Origin of the sequence: Alsobacter metallidurans, assembly GCF_014636935.1 — a bacterium.
Classification (GTDB): domain Bacteria; phylum Pseudomonadota; class Alphaproteobacteria; order Rhizobiales; family Beijerinckiaceae; genus Alsobacter; species Alsobacter metallidurans.
Genome location: NZ_BMES01000001.1, coordinates 546,794 through 564,046 on the forward strand (window position 1 = coordinate 546,794; position 17,253 = coordinate 564,046).

16 protein-coding genes are annotated in these 17,253 nt (G+C 69.6%); 3 read left to right on the top strand and 13 right to left on the bottom strand.

The window, feature by feature from the left end; genetic code table 11:
- Window positions 1–370: 370 nt before the first annotated feature.
- The 4 genes from IEV99_RS02420 to IEV99_RS02435 form a co-directional block, all read right to left on the bottom strand.
- Window positions 371–1,654 (bottom strand): hemolysin family protein, encoded by a 1,284-nt coding sequence (locus IEV99_RS02420; protein WP_188516130.1) that lies wholly within the window; start codon window positions 1,652–1,654, stop codon window positions 371–373.
- 157 nt (window positions 1,655–1,811) lie between these two features.
- Entirely contained in the window at window positions 1,812–2,162 is a 351-nt protein-coding gene (locus tag IEV99_RS02425; RefSeq protein ID WP_188516131.1) for a GFA family protein, read from the bottom strand.
- Between the two features lie 76 nt (window positions 2,163–2,238).
- Window positions 2,239–2,574 carry a hypothetical protein gene (locus tag IEV99_RS02430; protein WP_188516132.1) on the bottom strand — a complete coding sequence of 112 codons (336 nt, stop codon included), beginning with the start codon at window positions 2,572–2,574 and terminating at the stop codon, window positions 2,239–2,241.
- Window positions 2,575–2,638: 64 nt separating this feature from the next.
- Window positions 2,639–3,349, bottom strand: coding sequence for a glutathione S-transferase N-terminal domain-containing protein (locus tag IEV99_RS02435; RefSeq protein ID WP_188516133.1), 711 nt, complete (start codon window positions 3,347–3,349; stop codon window positions 2,639–2,641).
- Between the two features lie 219 nt (window positions 3,350–3,568).
- Between IEV99_RS02435 and IEV99_RS02440 the strand changes: the two genes are divergently transcribed.
- Both IEV99_RS02440 and IEV99_RS02445 read left to right on the top strand, forming a co-directional pair.
- A complete protein-coding gene (locus IEV99_RS02440; RefSeq protein ID WP_188516134.1) occupies window positions 3,569–5,611 on the top strand; it encodes an NADH:flavin oxidoreductase in 2,043 nt (680 codons plus the stop codon).
- Between the two features lie 92 nt (window positions 5,612–5,703).
- Window positions 5,704–5,958 (top strand): hypothetical protein, encoded by a 255-nt coding sequence (locus IEV99_RS02445; protein ID WP_188516135.1) that lies wholly within the window; start codon window positions 5,704–5,706, stop codon window positions 5,956–5,958.
- Window positions 5,959–6,128: 170 nt separating this feature from the next.
- Here IEV99_RS02445 and IEV99_RS02450 read toward each other — a convergent pair whose 3' ends face one another.
- From IEV99_RS02450 to IEV99_RS02470, 5 genes are all read right to left on the bottom strand, one after another.
- Window positions 6,129–6,428 (bottom strand): hypothetical protein, encoded by a 300-nt coding sequence (locus IEV99_RS02450; RefSeq protein ID WP_188516136.1) that lies wholly within the window; start codon window positions 6,426–6,428, stop codon window positions 6,129–6,131.
- Between the two features lie 166 nt (window positions 6,429–6,594).
- Complete coding sequence (ilvD, locus tag IEV99_RS02455) at window positions 6,595–8,454, bottom strand: dihydroxy-acid dehydratase (RefSeq protein ID WP_188516137.1); 1,860 nt, start codon at window positions 8,452–8,454, stop codon at window positions 6,595–6,597.
- A 355-nt stretch (window positions 8,455–8,809) separates the two neighbouring features.
- The gene (locus IEV99_RS02460) at window positions 8,810–9,841 is read right to left on the bottom strand and encodes an aldo/keto reductase (RefSeq protein WP_371875757.1); all 1,032 of its coding nucleotides are present in this window, start codon (window positions 9,839–9,841) and stop codon (window positions 8,810–8,812) included.
- A 230-nt stretch (window positions 9,842–10,071) separates the two neighbouring features.
- Entirely contained in the window at window positions 10,072–11,712 is a 1,641-nt protein-coding gene (gene pgi / locus IEV99_RS02465) for a glucose-6-phosphate isomerase (RefSeq protein ID WP_371875758.1), read from the bottom strand.
- Between the two features lie 132 nt (window positions 11,713–11,844).
- The gene (locus IEV99_RS02470) at window positions 11,845–12,771 is read right to left on the bottom strand and encodes a dihydrodipicolinate synthase family protein (RefSeq protein WP_188516138.1); all 927 of its coding nucleotides are present in this window, start codon (window positions 12,769–12,771) and stop codon (window positions 11,845–11,847) included.
- 258 nt (window positions 12,772–13,029) lie between these two features.
- On the opposite strand from IEV99_RS02470, the gene IEV99_RS02475 reads away from it, so the two are divergent.
- On the top strand, window positions 13,030–13,446 hold the full coding sequence (locus IEV99_RS02475; RefSeq protein WP_188516139.1) for a DoxX family protein: 417 nt from the start codon (window positions 13,030–13,032) through the stop codon (window positions 13,444–13,446).
- A gap of 4 nt (window positions 13,447–13,450) precedes the next feature.
- Here the strand turns inward: IEV99_RS02475 and IEV99_RS02480 are convergent, their stop codons facing one another.
- Genes IEV99_RS02480 through IEV99_RS02495 form a run of 4 tightly spaced genes read right to left on the bottom strand, consistent with a single transcriptional unit; the run spans window position 13,451 to window position 17,178 of the window.
- Window positions 13,451–14,632 (bottom strand): ABC transporter permease, encoded by a 1,182-nt coding sequence (locus IEV99_RS02480; RefSeq protein ID WP_188516140.1) that lies wholly within the window; start codon window positions 14,630–14,632, stop codon window positions 13,451–13,453.
- Window positions 14,629–15,561: an ABC transporter ATP-binding protein gene (locus IEV99_RS02485; RefSeq protein ID WP_188516141.1), complete on the bottom strand. Its 933-nt coding sequence runs from the start codon at window positions 15,559–15,561 to the stop codon at window positions 14,629–14,631. The genes IEV99_RS02480 and IEV99_RS02485 overlap by 4 nt, the downstream gene beginning before the upstream one ends.
- A 1-nt stretch (window position 15,562) precedes the next feature.
- Window positions 15,563–16,549 (bottom strand): HlyD family secretion protein, encoded by a 987-nt coding sequence (locus IEV99_RS02490; protein ID WP_188516142.1) that lies wholly within the window; start codon window positions 16,547–16,549, stop codon window positions 15,563–15,565.
- Window positions 16,546–17,178 carry a TetR/AcrR family transcriptional regulator gene (locus IEV99_RS02495; RefSeq protein WP_188516143.1) on the bottom strand — a complete coding sequence of 211 codons (633 nt, stop codon included), beginning with the start codon at window positions 17,176–17,178 and terminating at the stop codon, window positions 16,546–16,548. The genes IEV99_RS02490 and IEV99_RS02495 overlap by 4 nt, the downstream gene beginning before the upstream one ends.
- Between the last annotated feature and the right edge of the window lie 75 nt (window positions 17,179–17,253).

Consider the following 17,253-nt stretch of genomic DNA (forward strand, 5'->3'; position numbering starts at 1 on the left):
TTGCTGAACAGCAATGTTGGCGGACGTGGTTAACACGAGTTGATCCCTTTGATTTGGCCGATGGACGGAACAGTCCGCCGGTGCCCACAGATCTCATTCGGTTGCGCGCGAAGCGTGTTCATATAGGGGCGCGCCATTTTTGGCCTGAGCTGGGCATTGCCCGCTGGGTCGTATTTTCCAAATCTCGACCAGCATCCGCATAGCCAAGTGGCGCAAGTCTTGGTCCCGCAGTTGCGGCGACGCGCGCCAAACACCCGCTCGGTCTGCGGCATCCATCTGCGCGATTCGACGCGGGCGCGCCCCGTTGCGGGCGCGCCGCCAAACACCGTGCGCAGTGATGCTGCGGGCCGGGACCAGGGCGCGACCCCGATCAAGCGCCCGCAACCTTCGACACCACCAGCTTGTCCACGCGCCGGCCGTCGAGGTCGACCACTTCGAAGCGCCATCCGAGCGTCTCGACGACCTCGCCGAGATTGGGGAGATGCTGCAACTCGCTGATCACAAGGCCGGCCGCCGTGTCGTAGGTGCGCCGCTCGGGCAGGCTCAGCCCCAGGAGGTCGGCCATCTCGTCCACCGGCATCCAGCCGGCGATCAGCCAGGAGCCGTCGTCACGCTGGAAAGCCTCTTCCTCTCCCTGGCCTTCATCGGAGCGGAACGCGCCCGCGATGGCGTCGAGAATGTCCGCCGGGGTGATCACGCCTTCGAAGTGGCCATACTCGTCATGCACCAGCGCCATGGGCACGCTCGCTTCCCGCAGGCCGTTGAGAACGTCCAGGGCGCCCAGCGTGTCGGGGATGATGGGCGCCTGCTGGACATAGTTCCTCAGCTGCAGCGTCTCGCCGCGCAGCAGCGGCCCCAGCAATTCGCGCACCTGCACGACGCCGATCATGTTGTCCGCGCCGCCCTCGCCGACCGGGATGCGCGAGTGGCTCGTGGTCGTCAGCTGCTGGCGGATCGCGCTGTCGCTTTCGTCAGCGTCGATCCATTCCACCTCGGTGCGCGGCGTCATGATGGAGCGCGCGGCCCGGTCTCCGAGCCGCAGCACGCCGGAGATCATCCGCTGCTCGTCCGGCTCGATCGACCCGGCGCTCTGCGCCTCGGCCACGATGGTGCGGATTTCCTCGTCCGTGATGGCGTCGGCCGACTCGGTGTTGCTGCCGAAGAACCGGAACAGGATCTTGGTGGACGCATCCAGCAGCCATACGACGGGAGCCACAGCCCGCGAGACGAAGCTCATGAGCGGCGCGACCAGGCACGCGATGGCTTCCGGGTTGCGCAAGGCCAGGTTTTTGGGGACGAGCTCGCCCACCACCACCGACAGGTAGGTGATGACGCCGATCACCACGCCGAAGCCGACGCCTTCGGCCGGGCCGGGCGGCATGCCCCAGTCGATCAGGATCACTTTCAGCCGATCGCCCAGCGCCGCGCCCGAGAACGCGCCGGCCAGAACGCCGATCAGCGTGATGCCGATCTGGACCGTGGACAGAAACCGCCCCGGGTCCTCGGCCAGGGCCAGGGCGGTCGCCGCGCCCGGTCGACCATTGTCCGCCATGGTCTTGAGACGAACCTTTCGGGCGGAAACGACAGCCAGTTCGGAAAGCGAAAACAGCCCGTTGAGGGCGATCAGAAAGGCGGCGACTGCAAGTTCGAGCACGGACCCCAAGGACCCGGCTACCTCTTGGCGACCGGACCTCTCCCTGTTGACGCTGGAATGCCAGCACAGGAGACCAGCTTATGCGGCCTGCCGCGTCGGCGCAAAGCGTGTGGCGCGCGACCTTTCAAACGCCTGCGCTGGGCGGCCGTGGCCGAGGCTATTTGGACGCGCCGTCATACGGGATGATCTGGAGCGTGTGGACGTCCAGCCCGTCCGTGCAGCGCAGGTTGAGCGCCACCATCGCGTTGCCGTCCGGCGTCTTGCCTTCGGCGAAAGGCGCGCAGCCGCAGGTGGAGCAGAACTGGTGCCGGATATTGTGGCTCGCGAAGGTGTAGACCCGGAGGGCGTCTCGGGAACCCCTCAGCTCGAAGCGATCCGGCGTCATGAAGTGATGCAGGTAGCCCTTGCGGCGGCAGATCGAGCAGTTGCACTCCATGGCCTTGGTCGGGAGGTCCTCGTTCGCCGTGTAGGCGATTGCGCCGCAATGGCAGCTGCCTGTGAAAGCCATCGACCCTCTCCCTGCTGTGTTGTGCGTTTCTTCCCGATCATCGTCCAACGCGCCGCAGTCGTCCACGGTAGCGGCTCTATGTCGGATCGCCGCCGACCGTCTCGAACCACGCCGCGTAGGGAGTGTTGCGGGCGAGGTGGCGGTTGTAGTCCGCAGCCCCGTCCGTCCACCACGCCGGGCCGCGCTCGCCCAGCGCGATCTTGGCTGCGTTCACGTCCGCGCGCGCCGACGCGAGCGCCTCGGCGTCGGCGATTTTCAGCGCGGCGCCCACGGCGCGGCGCGCGCGCATGAGCGTCTTGGTGAGCGCCGCTCGCTCCTGCTCGCCAAGCGCAGGGTTGGAGCAGCGCCACAGGCGGCCGCGGACGACGAAGTACCGGCCGTCGGGGGTGCGGGGGTAGGTCTTGGCGGGCATGGCCGGACCGAGCTTGCTGGCGGGCGGCCCGTTCGCCGCCCGCGCCCGATGCTGCTGCGTCCCTTTACCCAGCCGGGCGGGCCGGGATGTTGAGGCCGCGCTCCACGGCCGGGCGGGCGAGGCCGCGCTCGAGCCAGGCGGGGACATTCTTCAGGCTGGCGTAGTCGACGAGCTCGCCCGCGCCGTAGAAGCCCACGAGATTGCGCACCCAGCCCAGCAGCGCGATGTCCGCGATCGTGTATTCGCCGTCCATGATCCAGTCGCGGCCGGCGAGGCGCGTCTCCAGCACGCCGAGCAGGCGCTTGGATTCCGCCGCGTAGCGATCCCGGGGCCGCTTGTCCTCGAAGTCCTTGCCGGCGAATTTGTGGAAGAAGCCGAGCTGGCCGAACATCGGCCCCACGGCCGCCATCTGGAAGAACACCCACTGCAGGGTCTCGTAGCGCCGCGCCGGGTCGGTCGGCAGCAGCTGGCCCGACTTCTCGGCCAGGTAGATCAGGATGGCCCCGGATTCAAACAGCGCGAAGGGTCGCCGGCCCGGGCCGTCCGGGTCGATGATGGCCGGGATCTTGCCGTTTGGGTTCAACGCCAAATATTCGGGAATCCACGTCTCGTTGGCCCCGATATTGATGAAGTGCGGCTCGTAGGGCAGCCCGATCTCCTCCAGCATGATCGAGACCTTCACGCCGTTGGGGGTGGGCGTGGAATAAAGCTGGAGGCGCTCGGGGTGCTGGGCCGGCCAGCGCTTGGTGATCGGGAAAGCGGAAAGGTCGGTCATGGGGGACGCTCCTGCCGAAAGGGCGGCGATCTTGCGTCCGTTCGCGCTGGCGCGAAAGAGGCCGGGCGTTGCGCCGGCGCACAACCCGGATTGCACGGCCGGACCCGACGGACCCCTTGCGGTCGACGCAAGGCCAGCCATGGTCGTTCGGCGACAAGCCGTTCGCTCGCGGCGGCTCTCCCCTGCGGTGGGGCTTGCGCATCCGCCCCCGGAGCCCCGATGTCCGCCGATCCGCTGCTCCAGCCCTACACGCTCAAGCACCTGACGCTGAAGAACCGCGTCATGTCGACCGCGCACGAGCCTGCCTATTCGGAGGATGGCCTGCCGAAGGACCGATACCGGCTCTACCACCGCGAGAAAGCCCGCGGCGGGCTGGCGCTGACGATGACGGCCGGCTCCGCCATCGTGTCTCCCGACAGCCCCGCCGCCTTCGGCAACCTCCATGCCTACCGGGACGAAATCGTCCCCTGGCTACGGAGCCTGGCGGACGACTGCCACGCCGAGGGCTGCGCGGTGATGATCCAGGTGACGCATCTGGGCCGCCGCACCGGCTGGAACAAGGCCGACTGGCTGCCCGTGCTGGCGCCCTCGGGCGTGCGCGAACCAGCCCATCGGGCGTTCCCCAAGGCGGCCGAGGAGTGGGACATCGACCGCATCGTGGCCGACTACGCCTCCGCGGCGCAGCGCATGCAGGCGGCCGGGCTCGACGGCATGGAGTTCGAGGCCTATGGCCACCTCATGGACCAGTTCTGGTCCCCGGCCACCAACCGGCGCGATGACCAGTATGGCGGATCGCTCGATAACCGGCTGCGCTTCACCTGGCGGGTGATCGACGCTGTGCGCGCCGCCGTGGGGCCGGACTTCATCGTCGGCATCCGCATGGTCGCGGACGAGGACTGGGACCAAGGCCTCAGCCGGCAGGAGGGCGTCGAGATCGCGCGCCGCATCGCGGCGTCCGGCCAGTTCGACTTCATCAACCTCATTCGCGGCCACATCGACACGGACGCGGCGTTGACACGGCTGATCCCGATCGCCGGCATGGCGTCCTCGCCGCATCTCGACTTCGCCGGCGAGGTGAGGGCCGAGACGCGCGTCCCGGTGTTCCACGCGTCGCGCATCGCCGACGTCGCTACGGCCCGGCATGCCATCGCGACCGGCAAGCTCGACATGGTGGGCATGACCCGCGCCCACATCGCCGACCCGCACATCGTCGCCAAGACGGCCCGTGGCGAGGAGCACCGCATCCGCCCCTGCGTGGGCGCCACCTATTGCCTCGACCGCATCTACGAGGGCGGCGAGGCCTTGTGCATCCACAACGCCGCCACCGGCAGGGAAGGCGCGATCCCGCACGTGATCCCGCGTTCGCCGGCGCCCGGCAAGCGCGTCGTCGTGGTGGGCGCCGGCCCGGCCGGACTGGAGGCGGCCCGTGTGGCGGCCGAGCGCGGCCACCACGTCGCCGTGCTGGAGGCGGCGCCGCGCGCCGGCGGGCAGGTCCTGCTGCTGTGCCGCAATGCGCGGCGGCGCGACATGGTCGGCATCGTCGACTGGCGCGTCGCCGAGTTGGAGCGGCTCGGGGTTGCGATGCGCTTCAACGTCACGGCCGAAGCCGAGGACGTGCTGGCGCTGGAGCCGGACGTGGTGATCGTCGCCACCGGCGGCATGCCCCAGTGCCCGCCGCTCGCGGAGGGCGCCGACCTTGTGACGTCGTCATGGGACATCCTGGCCGGCACGGACTCGCCGGGCGCGAACGTGCTCGTCTACGACGACAGCGGCGGCCACCAGGGCATGAGCGCCGCCGAGGTCGCGGCGCGCGCCGGAGCCGCCGTGGAGCTGCTGTCGCCAGAGCGATTCTTCGCCCCCGAGATGGGCGGCCTCAACCACGCGCCCTACATGGGCGCCTTCCACGAACTCGGCGTTCGCGTGACCATCAACACGCGGCTGCGGTCCGTGCGGCGCGACGGCAACCAGCTGGTCGCGACGCTGTCGTCTGATTTCGCGCCGCACTGGAGCGACGAGCGACGCGTCGACCAGGTGGTGGTGGAGCACGGGACCGCGCCGCTGGATGACCTCTACGTCGCGCTGAAGCCTCGATCCCGCAACGGCGGCGAGATCGACTATCGCGCCCTCCTGGCGGGCGCGGCGCCGTTCCCGATCCGCAACGCCGAGGCGGCTTTCACCCTGTACCGCATCGGCGACGCAGTGGCGTCGCGCAACATCCATGCGGCGATCTACGATGCGGTTCGTTATGGGCTGACGTGGTAGGATGATCCGCGTCAACAAGACAGCGACGAGTCGGCGAACGAAACGACCCCTCGGGGATTGAGGCTGTACACAGCCGACAAGGAAGACCCACAATGCTGAATTGGATGCGCTACGGTTTCGACGCCGCCATGCTGACCATCGAGGCGCAGCAGGTGATCGGTCTGCGGCTCGCCAAGATCGGCGCCGGCGGCCCCGGGGCCGCAATGGAAGCCACCCTGATGGTGAACGAGAAGATCGCCGCCGCCATGGAGGCGGGCGTCACGCTCGCAACGGGCGGCTCCAGCCACAAGGTCCTGACCGGCTATCGCAAGCACGTCGGCAAGAACTACCGCCGCCTCAGCCGCTAGAGCGGGTTGAGAGCGCCCGGCGAGTAAACCTCACCGCCGTCATCCCCGGCGGCGCGAAAGCGCCGGGAAGGGGATCCAGGGGTGAGCGCCCTTTGCTCTGGATTCCCTTCCCGACCTGCTGCGCAGGTCGCCGGGGATGACGGCTTGAGTGGACGTTTCTTCAAGAAGCTTCAGCGGCGGATCAGAAGGTGCGCCACGTAGCCGCCCACGAAGGCGGCCGCCATGGCCCCCACCGGGTTCGCCCGCGCCATGGCGCTGATCTGGCCCGCCATCGGCGCGGCCAGCGCCTCCTCGAGAAGCCGCGACGCGTGCGTGTCGCCGCCGTCGACGTCGACCGATACCTCGAAGCTGTCGCCGTTCATCGGCCGCCGCAGCCGCACGCCGGCTTTGTCGTACCCTTCGCCGATCAACCGCCGCATCGCGCGGCGCGCCGTGGCTTCGTCCGTGTATGTCTTGCTCGCAAGCGGCATTGGGTCCTCCCAGCTGTTGCAACGCAAGCATCCGGATAGGCTAGTGGTTCCGCCGCCGCCGCTTTGCGTGCGGCGCGACGGGAGCACTTCGATGAGCCGCAATGCCCACCCTCCCCCTCGAGGGGAGGGTGCGCCTTGGCGCGGGGCCGCGTTCGCTACCTTCAGCTTACTCCGGCACGACCCGCACCGCGCCCTTGGCGGCGCTGGTGGTGAGGGCCGCGTAGGCCTTCAGCGCCATCGTGATCTTGCGCTCCCGCGGGGCGGGCTTCCAGGCCTGCGGGCCGCGGGCTTCCATCTCCTGGCGGCGGCGGTCGAGCTCGTCCTGCGGCACCGCCAGTGCGATGCGGCGCTCCGGGATGTCGATCTCGATGGTGTCGCCGGTGCGCACGAGGCCGATCAGGCCGCCCTCGGCGGCTTCGGGGGAGCAGTGGCCGATGGAGAGGCCCGACGTGCCGCCCGAGAAGCGCCCGTCGGTGATCAGCGCGCAGGCCTTGCCGAGGCCGCGGCTCTTCAGGTAGCTCGTCGGGTAAAGCATCTCCTGCATGCCGGGGCCGCCGCGCGGGCCCTCATAGATGATCACCACCACGTCGCCGGCCTTCACCTCGTTGCCGAGGATGCCCTTCACGGCTGCGTCCTGGCTCTCGTAGACGCGGGCCGGACCGGTGAACTTCAGGACGCTGGCGTCCACGCCGGCCGTCTTCACGATGCAGCCGTCCAGCGCGATGTTGCCGGTCAGCACCGCGAGGCCGCCGTCCTTCGAATAAGCATGCTCGGCGTCGCGGATCACGCCGGCCGAGCGGTCGAGGTCGAGCTGGTCGTAGCGGCGACTCTGGCTGAAGGCCGTCTGCGTCGGCACGCCGCCGGGCGCGGCGCGGTAGAAGGTGCGCACGGCTTCGCTCTCGGTGCGCGACACGTCCCAGCGGCTGATCGCGTCCGCCATGCTGGCGCTGTGGACGGTCGGCATGCTGGTGTCGATCAGGCCGGCGCGCTCGAGCTGGCCGAGGATCGCCATGATGCCGCCGGCGCGATGCACGTCCTCCATGTGGACGTTGGCGACCGAGGGGGCGACCTTGCAGAGCACCGGCACGCGGCGCGACAGGCGGTCGATGTCCGCCATCGTGAAGTCGATCTTGCCCTCATAGGCGGCGGCCAGCAGGTGCAGCACCGTGTTGGTGGAGCCGCCCATCGCGATGTCGAGCGTCATCGCGTTCTCGAAGGACTTGAAGTTCGCGACGTTGCGCGGCAGCACGCTCTCGTCGCCCTGCTCGTAGTAGCGCTTGGTGATGTCGACGATGAGGTGGCCGGCCTCCACGAACAGCCGCTCGCGGTCCGCATGCGTGGCCAGCGTCGAGCCGTTGCCGGGCAGCGCCAGGCCGAGCGCCTCGGTGAGGCAGTTCATCGAATTGGCCGTGAACATGCCCGAGCACGACCCGCAGGTGGGGCAGGCGGAACGCTCGATCACCTGCACTTCCGCGTCCGAGACGCGGTCGTCGGCGGCCGCCACCATGGCGTCGATCAGGTCGACCTTCTTGGTGACGCCGGCGGCGTTTCCGACCGGCTCGGCGACGTACTTGCCGGCCTCCATCGGGCCGCCCGACACGAACACCACCGGGATGTTGAGCCGCATGGCGGCCATCAGCATGCCGGGCGTGATCTTGTCGCAGTTGGAGATGCACACGATGGCGTCGGCGCAATGCGCGTTGACCATGTATTCGACGCTGTCGGCGATGATCTCGCGCGACGGCAGGCTGTAGAGCATGCCGTCATGGCCCATCGCGATGCCGTCGTCGACCGCAATGGTGTTGAACTCCTTGGCGACGCCGCCCGCCTTCTCGATCTCGCGGGCCACGAGCTGGCCGAGATCCTTGAGGTGCACGTGGCCGGGCACGAACTGCGTGAACGAGTTCGACACCGCGATGATCGGCTTGCCGAAATCGCCGTCCTTCATGCCGGTGGCGCGCCAGAGGCCGCGCGCGCCCGCCATGTTGCGGCCGTGGGTGGTGGTGCGGGAGCGATAATGCGGCACGGGGCGATCCTCGGGTGATCTTGTCGGGCTGTCGTTTCGGCGACGACTACACCAAGGCCGACCGAAAGGGAATTGCAAGCCGCGGCGGCCCGCGCATGCCAGATGTGACGCCGCGGGGAGGCGGTGCGAACGATTGTTGCCGGCTCGTCCCGGCTGCGCGAAGCGCACCCTCCCCTTTGAGGGGGAGGGTCGACGGCCGCAGGCCGGCGGGGTGGGGTGACACCGGGGCTGTATGCGACGGTGGCAGGATCATGGGTTTCAGCGAGGGAGCTTCACGCCCGGCTGCACCCCACCCCGGCCCTTCGGGCCGACCTTCCCCCTCGAGGCGAGGATGGCGCTTCGCGCCTGGGAGCTCCTAAGCCGGCGTCGGCGCGCCCTCGGCCAGCAGCCCCTCGCGCTTCAGGTCGGTCCACAGCGCGGCCGGCGGCGCCGCCGCCATGTCGGCCGCGTTGAAGCGCACTTCCTCGGGCCGCACGGCGCCGACCACCACCGAGATCACGGCCGGATGCGCGGCCGCGAAAGCGAGGGCGGCGGCGCGCAGGCCGACGCCGTGTCGGCCGCAGACCGCCTTGATGCGCCGGACGCGCTCCATCACGTCCTCGGGCGCCGGCGCGTAGTTGAACTTCGCGCCCTCCACCGGGCCGGTGGCCAGGATGCCGGAGTTGAACACCCCGCCCAGCATCACGCCCACCTTCTTCTCCAGCGCGAGCGGCAGGAACTCGGCCAGCGCGGGCTGCTCCAGCAGCGAGTAGCGGCCGGCCAGAAGCACCGTGTCGAAGTCGCCCTCGCGCAGGAAGCGCGACGCCACGTCGGCCTCGTTGATGCCAACCCCGATCGCCTTGGCGAAGCCTGTGCGGCGCAGTTCGTCCAGCGCCCGGTAGGCGCCCGCCATGGCCTCACCGTAGCGGCGCTCGAAGTCGGCGCCGTGGGTCCAGACGTCCACGTCGTGGATGAGGAGGATGTCGACGCGGTCGAAGCCGGTGCGCAGCAGCGACTGCTCCACGGCCCGCATCGTGCCGTCATACGAGTAGTCGATGCGCGCCCGGTGCGGGAATCCGCCCGCGAAGCCCGGTGCGACCACGTCGTCGCGCGGCTTCTCGACGGGCGCGAAGGGCTCCATCACGCGCCCGACCTTGGTGGAGAACACGAAGCTGTCGCGCGGGAAGCGCCGCAGCACGGCGGCGCAGCGCGCCTCCGCGAGGCCATTGCCGTAATGCGGGGAAGCGTCGAACAGCGTCACGCCCGCCTCGTGGGCGGCCTCCACGGTGGCGAGCGCCTCGCGCTCGTCCAGCCGGGCGTAGAGGTCGCCCAGCGGCGCGGCCCCGAACCCCATCATGCTGACGTCGAGCGCGGCCCCGCGCGAGGTCGTGAAGCGGCGCATCAGCATGATGGTTCCTCCCTGAGTGTCTTGTTGCCTATTGGTAGCTCGACTGGCCGCTCACGCGAAACGGCGCCGCTCGCCGCCATCGACCTCCTCTCCCTGGAACAGGGAGAGGGCTGGGGTGAGGGCCCGCGCCGCGGCTCGCTTCTCAGAACGGTAGCCGCTTTACGCCAAAGGCCCTCACCCCTGCCCCTCTCCCCTGGTGGGGAGAGGGGACGCGCGGCGAAGTTGGGGCCTCAATTCTGATGCCGCAGGTCCTTCAGCGCCTCGGCCAGTCCCCTGGTGCTGGCTGGGGCGTCGGCTTTCTCGCCTGTCACCAGCGGCAGGAACGCGGTGGCGAGCTCCTTGCCGAGCTCTACGCCCCACTGGTCATAGGCGTTGATGTCGTAGATCGCCGCCTCCACAAACACGCGGTGCTCGTAGAGCGCCACAATGGCGCCCAGCGTGGCGGGATCGAGCAGGCGGTACAGGATCGTCACCGACGGCCGATCGCCCGGAAACACCCGGTGCGGCGCGATGCGGTCCGCATCCTCGGCGGAGCGGCCCATCGCGAGCAACTGGTCGCGTGCTTGCTCGGGCGTGCGACCGCGCATCAGCGCCTCCGACTGGGCGAGGCAATTCGCCACCAGCATGGCGTGCATGTCGGCGTGCTCGGGCTCGTGGCCCTGCGCGCCAACCAGGAACTCGGCCGGGATCACGTCCGTGCCCTGGTGCAGCAGCTGGTAAAAGGCGTGCTGGCCGTTGGTGCCGGGCTCGCCCCACACCAGCGGGCCGGTCGGCCCGTCCACGGGGGAGCCGTCGCGCTTGACGCTCTTGCCGTTGCTCTCCATCTCGAGCTGCTGGAGATAGGCTGGCAGGCGGACGAGCCGCTGCTCGTAGGGCAGCACCGCGCGGGCCGGGAAGCCGCAGCCGTTGCGGTGCCACACGCCCACGAGCCCCATCAGCACGGGAAGGTTCTCGGCCGGCGGCGCGCTGCGGAAATGCTCGTCCATCTGGCGGGCGCCGCCCAGAAAGGCGCGGAAGTTCCGCTCGCCGATCGCCATCACGATCGAGAGGCCGATGCTGGACCACAGCGAGTAGCGCCCGCCCACCCAGTCCCAGAAGCCAAACATCCTGTCCGGCGCGATGCCGAAGGCCTGCACGTGCTTCAACGCGGTCGACACCGCGCAGAAATGGTCGGCCACCGCGGCCTCGCCGATCGCCGCCGCCACCCAGGCGCGGGCCGCCTGCGCGTTGGCCATGGTTTCGGCGGTCGTGAAGGTCTTTGACGCCACGATGAACAGCGTCGAGGCCGGATCGAGCGTCTTCAGCGTGTCGGCCAGGTGGGCGGGATCGACATTGGAGACGAAGTGCGTGCGTGGGCCGTCATGGAAGGGCGCGAGCGCCAGCGTGGCCATCACGGGGCCGAGGTCCGAGCCGCCGATGCCGATGTTCACCACGTCCGTGAACCGCCCGCCCGCGGCGGTCTTCACCGCGCCGCCGCGCACCGCTTCCGCGAAGGCGCATACGCGGCCAAGCTCGCGCGAGACGTCCGGCGCCACGTCCTTGCCGTCCACCAGGATCGGTCGGTCGGCCGGCGCGCGCAGCGCCGTGTGGAGGACGCTACGGCCTTCCGTGAGGTTGATCGGCGCGCCCGCGAACATCGCGTCCCGGCGCCCCTCCACGTCGGCAGCCTTCGCGAGCGCGAGCAATTGGTCGCGGGTCGCATCGGTGAGCGCCGTCTTGGAATAATCGAGCGTCAGCCCCGCCGCGCTGCGCGAGAAGGCGCCGAAACGGCCTGGGTCCTGCTCGAACAGCTCCGCGATCGGCGGGCGGGAGACCGCCGCCATCCGCAAGGCGGCCAGAAGGGCGGTGCGTTCGTTGCTGCGGTCCGTCATGGCGCTCCCGTTGTTTTGCCTAGAGCCGCGCCCCCGCCGGCCGAGAAGCCGTTGGGTCGCACACCGGCCAAAATCTGTCCAGACGCCCGACAGCCGCTCGGCCGTCGGGGTTGATCGTCCGTCAGTGCGCCCTCAGCGACCCCAGCGCAGCGCCAGCGGCTGCAGGTCGTGGGCGAGCTCCAGCAGGCCCTTGCGGGTCTCGGGATGCAGCGGCTCCAGCGGGTGGCGCACGGCGTCGCTCTTGATCACGCCGCCCTCCATCATCACCGTCTTGGTCGCCCGCAGGCCGCACTGGCGGTTCTCGTAGTTGATCAGCGGCAGGATGCGCCCGTAGGCGGCCTTGGCGTCGTCGCGGCGGCCGGCCAGGAAGTCGTGCACCACGGGCTTGATCAGGTCGGGCAGCAGCGCGCTCGACATGGTGCCGGTGGCGCCGGCGTCGAGGTCGGCCATCAGGGTGATGGATTCCTCGCCGTCGAACGGCCCCTCGATGGCGTCGCCGCCGGCTGCGATCAAGCCGCGCAGCTTGGCGGCCGCGAACGGCGTCTCGACCTTGAAGTAAGTGACGCCCGGAACTTCACGCGCCAGCCGGGCCAGAAACGGCACCGACAGCGTCACGCCGCTCAGCGGTGCGTCCTGAACCATGATGGGTACGCCGGCGGCTTCGGACACGGCCGCGAAATGCTCGATGATGCCCTTCTCGTCGGCGCGCAGCCCCGTGCCATGGTAGGGCGGCATCAGCATCAGCATGCTGGCGCCCGCCTGCGCGGCGCGCTTGCCGCGGGCTGCCGCGATGCGGGTGCTGAAATGGCTGCAGGTCACGATCACGGGCACGCGGCCGGCGACATGCGACAGGCTGAGATCGAGCAGCGTCTCGCGCTCCTCGTCCGAAAGGAGGAACTGCTCGGAATAATTGGCCAGGATGCACAGGCCGTCGACGCCCTGGTCGATCATGCAATCCAGCACGCGCTTCATGCCGTCCAGATCGAGATCCTGCGAAGCCGTGAAGGGCGTCGGCGCGACCGGGAAGATCCCCCGATAAGGGGTAGCGGGTGCGGCCATAGCTTGTCCTCCAAGTCGATCATTGTCACGCGGGGGCGTTTCGCCCTCCTAGGCGCAGAACACGACAGCCACGCCGCGAACGCAAGCGCGGCTGCGCCATGGCGGCCATGCTTCGCGATGAAGCCCTGCTCAAATCGACGGCGCGCCCTTTGCGTGATCGCCAACACGCCTTTGCGTGCGCCGCCGCAACCCGGGAGCCGCCCTGACGTTTCCGCACCATCGGCGGCCGGCCCGGCCCGCGCGCAACTGCGAGACATGATGGCATTCACGACCCGCAACTCCCTGTCCGCCCTGAACGCCTGGGCGCCCCGCATGCTGAGCGTGCTGCGGATCATGACCGGGCTCCTCTTCCTGGAGCACGGCACGCAGAAGCTGCTCGGCTTCCCGGCGTCCGGAAAGCCCGGTCCGGAGCTGTTCTCGCTGAGCTGGACCAGCGGCCTGCTCGAACTCGTCGGCGGCGTCTTCATCGTGCTTGGGCTCTTCACCCGGCCGGTGGCGTTCCTGCTCGCGGGCGAGATGGCGGTAGCCTACTTCATGGCGCACGCCCCGCGCGGGTTCTTTCCGGTGAACAACGGCGGCGACGCCGCGATCCTGTACTGCTTCGTGTTCCTGTACCTGATGGTCGCCGGCGCGGGGCCGTGGAGCGTCGACGCCCGGCGCGCCGGCAAGTACTGACGCATCAGTCCAGCGTCTGGCGGAAGCGCACCACCGCGACCGCCATAGCGGCCAGCGTGAAGGCCGCGATGGCGGCGATGTCGGACTGGAGGTCGCCCGCCCCCGCGCCCTTCAGCATGATCCCGCGCACGATGCGCAGGTAATGCGTGAGCGGGATCACCTCGCCGATCCACTGCGCCCAGGTCGGCATGCCGCGAAACGGGAACATGAACCCCGACAGCAGGATGTTCGGCATGAAAAAGAAGAACGACATCTGCATGGCCTGCAGCTGCGTGGTCGCAACCGTCGAGAACGTGTAGCCGACCGACAGCATGGCGACGATGAACAGCATCGTCAGGCCGACCAGCAGGCCGAGATCGCCCACGATCGGCACGCCGAACAGCGCGCGGCCCATGACGAGGATCACCACCATCTGGACGCCGCCCACCAGAGCGTAGGGGGCGATCTTGCCGAGCATGATCTCGGTGGGGCGAATTGGCATGGCGAGCAGGCTCTCCATGGTGCCGCGCTCCACCTCCCGCGTCACCGACAGCGCGGTGAAGATCAGCATCGTGAGCGTCAGGATGACGCCCATGAGGCCCGGCACGATGTTGAGCTGCGTCTCCCCGGTGGGATTGTAGCGCCGGTGCACGCGCAGTTCGAACGGGGCCCGATTCTGGGCGAGGCTGGCGGCCGGCCCGACGAGCTCGCGCGAGAACACGCCGGACGAAAGGCCCTGCAACGCCGCCACTGCGCCGCCCGTCGCCACCGGATCGGTGGCGTCCGCGATCACCAGCAGGGCAGGGCGTTCGCCCCGGATCAGGTCGCGGCCGAAATGGGCCGGGATCTGCACCGCGAATTGCACGCGGCCCGACAAGAGCAGGCTGTCGATCTCGGCTTCGCTGTGCGCCAGCGCGACCATGCGGAAATAGTCGCTGGCCCGCATGGCCGACACCATCGAGCGCGAGAACGCCGAGTCGTCCTGCGACAGCACGGCGGTCGGCAGGTGCTTGGGGTCGGTGTTGATGGCGTAGCCGAACAGCAGCAGCTGGAAGATCGGGATCATGATCATGGTCGCGAAGGTGATCCTGTCCCGACGCAGCTGGATCAGTTCCTTCACGAACACGGCGCGCCAGCGGCCCAGCGCGGCGCGCCATCCGCGCCCCTGCGCGGCCGTTGCGGGAGGCCGGGGCGCGCCTGCGCTCATGCGAAGTTATCCTTGGCGCGGCCCATCAGGTCGATGAACACGTCTTCGAGCGTCGGCGCGTCGCGCCGCCACTGCGCCCTCGGCTCCTGCCGGAAGGGCGCGATGGCGGCCTCCAGCCGGGCGGCGTCGCGGCCCGCCACGTGAAGCGCCGCCCCAAAGGTCGCCACCATGTCGACGCCGTCGGCAGCTTTCAGGCGCGCCGCCAGCCCGGCGACGTCCGGGGCCGTCACCGTCCATGTGGAAAGGTGCGCCCCCGCGATCACGTCCCGGACGGTCCCGTGCGCGAGCAGCTCGCCATACGCGATATAGGCGATCTCGTGGCAGCGCTCGGCCTCGTCCATGTAGTGGGTGGAGACCAGCACGGTCAGTCCCTCATGGGCCAGCGCATGGATCTCGTCCCAGAAATCGCGCCGCGCCTTGGGGTCGACGCCTGCTGTGGGCTCGTCGAGCAGCAGCAGCTCCGGGTTGGGCAGGATGCAGGCCCCCAGCGCGAGGCGCTGCTTCCACCCGCCCGAGAGTTCGCCGGCGAGCTGGTCCGCCCGCGCGCTGAGGCCCAAACGCTCGATGGCGTCGCGCGCCGCCTGCCGCGGGTCCGGCAGGCCGTAGACCCGGGCAACGAACTCGAGGTTCTCGCGGATGGAGAGGTCGGCGTAGAGCGAGAAGCGCTGCGTCATGTAGCCGACATGGCGCTTGATCTCGGGCGCCTGCGTGAGGATGTCGAAGCCCAGGCACGTCCCGCGCCCGCTGTCGGGCGTCAGCAATCCGCAGAGCATCCGGATCGTGGTGGTCTTGCCGCTGCCGTTTGGTCCAAGGAAACCGTAGATCAGCCCGCGCCGCACCTGCATGGAGAGGTCGCGCACCACCGTCCGCGCCCCGAAGCGCTTGCTCAGTCCGTGCACGTCGATGACGATCTCGGGCGCGTTCGCCATGTCAGGGCCTCGCCTCGGCGGGCTCCACCGACACGGGCAGCCCGAGCGGCAGCTTCAGGCCCTCGCCGGCGAGGCGCGCCTCGGCGCGAAACACCAGCTTGCCGCGCTCCTGCTCGCTGAAGATCACCGGCGGCGTGTACTCGGCCTCGCGCGACAAGAACGACAGCGTGGCGGTCAGCCCCTCCGGGCAGCTGTCGCAGCCCACATGGACGGTCTGGCCCAGCGACAGCCGCGAGAGCGCCGGCTCGGGCACATAGAACCGCACCTTGAGATTGGCGGGCGGCAGGAGAGACAGCACAGGCTGGCCGGGGTTCACGACCTCGCCGGCCCGAAAGAACACGTCCTGCACCCGTCCCGCCGCAGGCGACGCGACCCGCCGCTTGGCGACGCGGGCCTCGGCCTGCCGCACGGCGGCCTCGGCGGCCCGCACGAAGGCCTCCGCCCCCGCGATGTCGCCGGTTCGGGCCGAAAGCTGCGCGGCCAGGATTTGCCGCTGCGCCTCTTCGAGCGCCGCCTTGTCGCGCTCGAAGGTCGACTCGGCCTGGTCGAGCCGCGCCTTGGCGGAGATGCCGCGGCCGTAAAGGGCCTGCTGGCGCTCGAACTCGCTGCGGGAGAGGTCCAGCGTCGCGCGGGCGCGCTCCTCCTGCGCTCGCAGCACCGCCACCTGTTCAGGCCGCTGCAGGGCGGCCTGCAGGTTCTCCAGCTGCGCCCGCGCCTGCAGCGCGCGGGCCTGCGCCTCGGCGAGCTGCGCGTCCTGCGACGAGGCTTCCAGCGCGAAAATCGGCTGGCCTTGGGCGACTTCGTCGCCGGCCTCCACCTTCAGGGTCTCGATGCGGCCCCCTTCCTCGGCGGCCAGGTAGACGAGCTGGCCTTCCACATAGCCCTGCCAGCCGGCCGGCGCCTCGGGCTCGCGCGTGAGCGTCCAGTAAAGCCCGCCGGCCGCGGCGGCGGCGAGCGCGAAGGCTGCGAAGATCGGCGACGCTTTCATGCTCCGCCCCGCAGCCCGCGCATCAGCACGCCCACATGGGCGTCCAGCATGCCCTCCACATCGAGCGGCTCGATGCCGTCGAAGAAGCTCGTCCAGAGCAGCGCCACCAGCACGGGCGCGATCGCGAGATGCGGGAAGCGCACCAGCGCGTCGGACCCGAACTCGCCGCGCGCAACGCCGCGCTCCGCCAAGGCGCGCAGCATCGCGAGCCCGGGCGTGATCACCTCTCGGTGGTAGAGCGCCGCGATCTCGGGAAACCGGCCGGCCTCGGCGATCACCAGCCGGGCGACCTCGCGGCGGCGCGTGCCGAGTATTTCGGCGCGGATGCGCCCGAAGATCAGGCGCAGCAACTCCGCGGTCGGCTTGTCCGATGCGAGCGCGGCCTGCCCGATGGCCGCGACCGGGCTGCCCACATTGGTGTGGATCAGGGCCTCCAGAAGCGCCTGCTTGGAGGCGAAGTAGAGATAGAGCGTGCCCTTCGCGACGCCGGCGCGCCCCGCTATGGCGTCCATGCGGGCGAGGGCGAAGCCTTTCTCGACGAACTCGTCGAGCGCGGCCGCCAGGATCGCGTCCCGCTTGGCCGGCGCGGCGTCGCCCGTGGGGGCAGGGGAGGGGGAACGTCGCGGCAAGCGAAGCATCCTGATATGACTGACTGGTCAGTCACTATTGGCGCAACAACTGACGATTGCAAGTTTTGGTGTTAG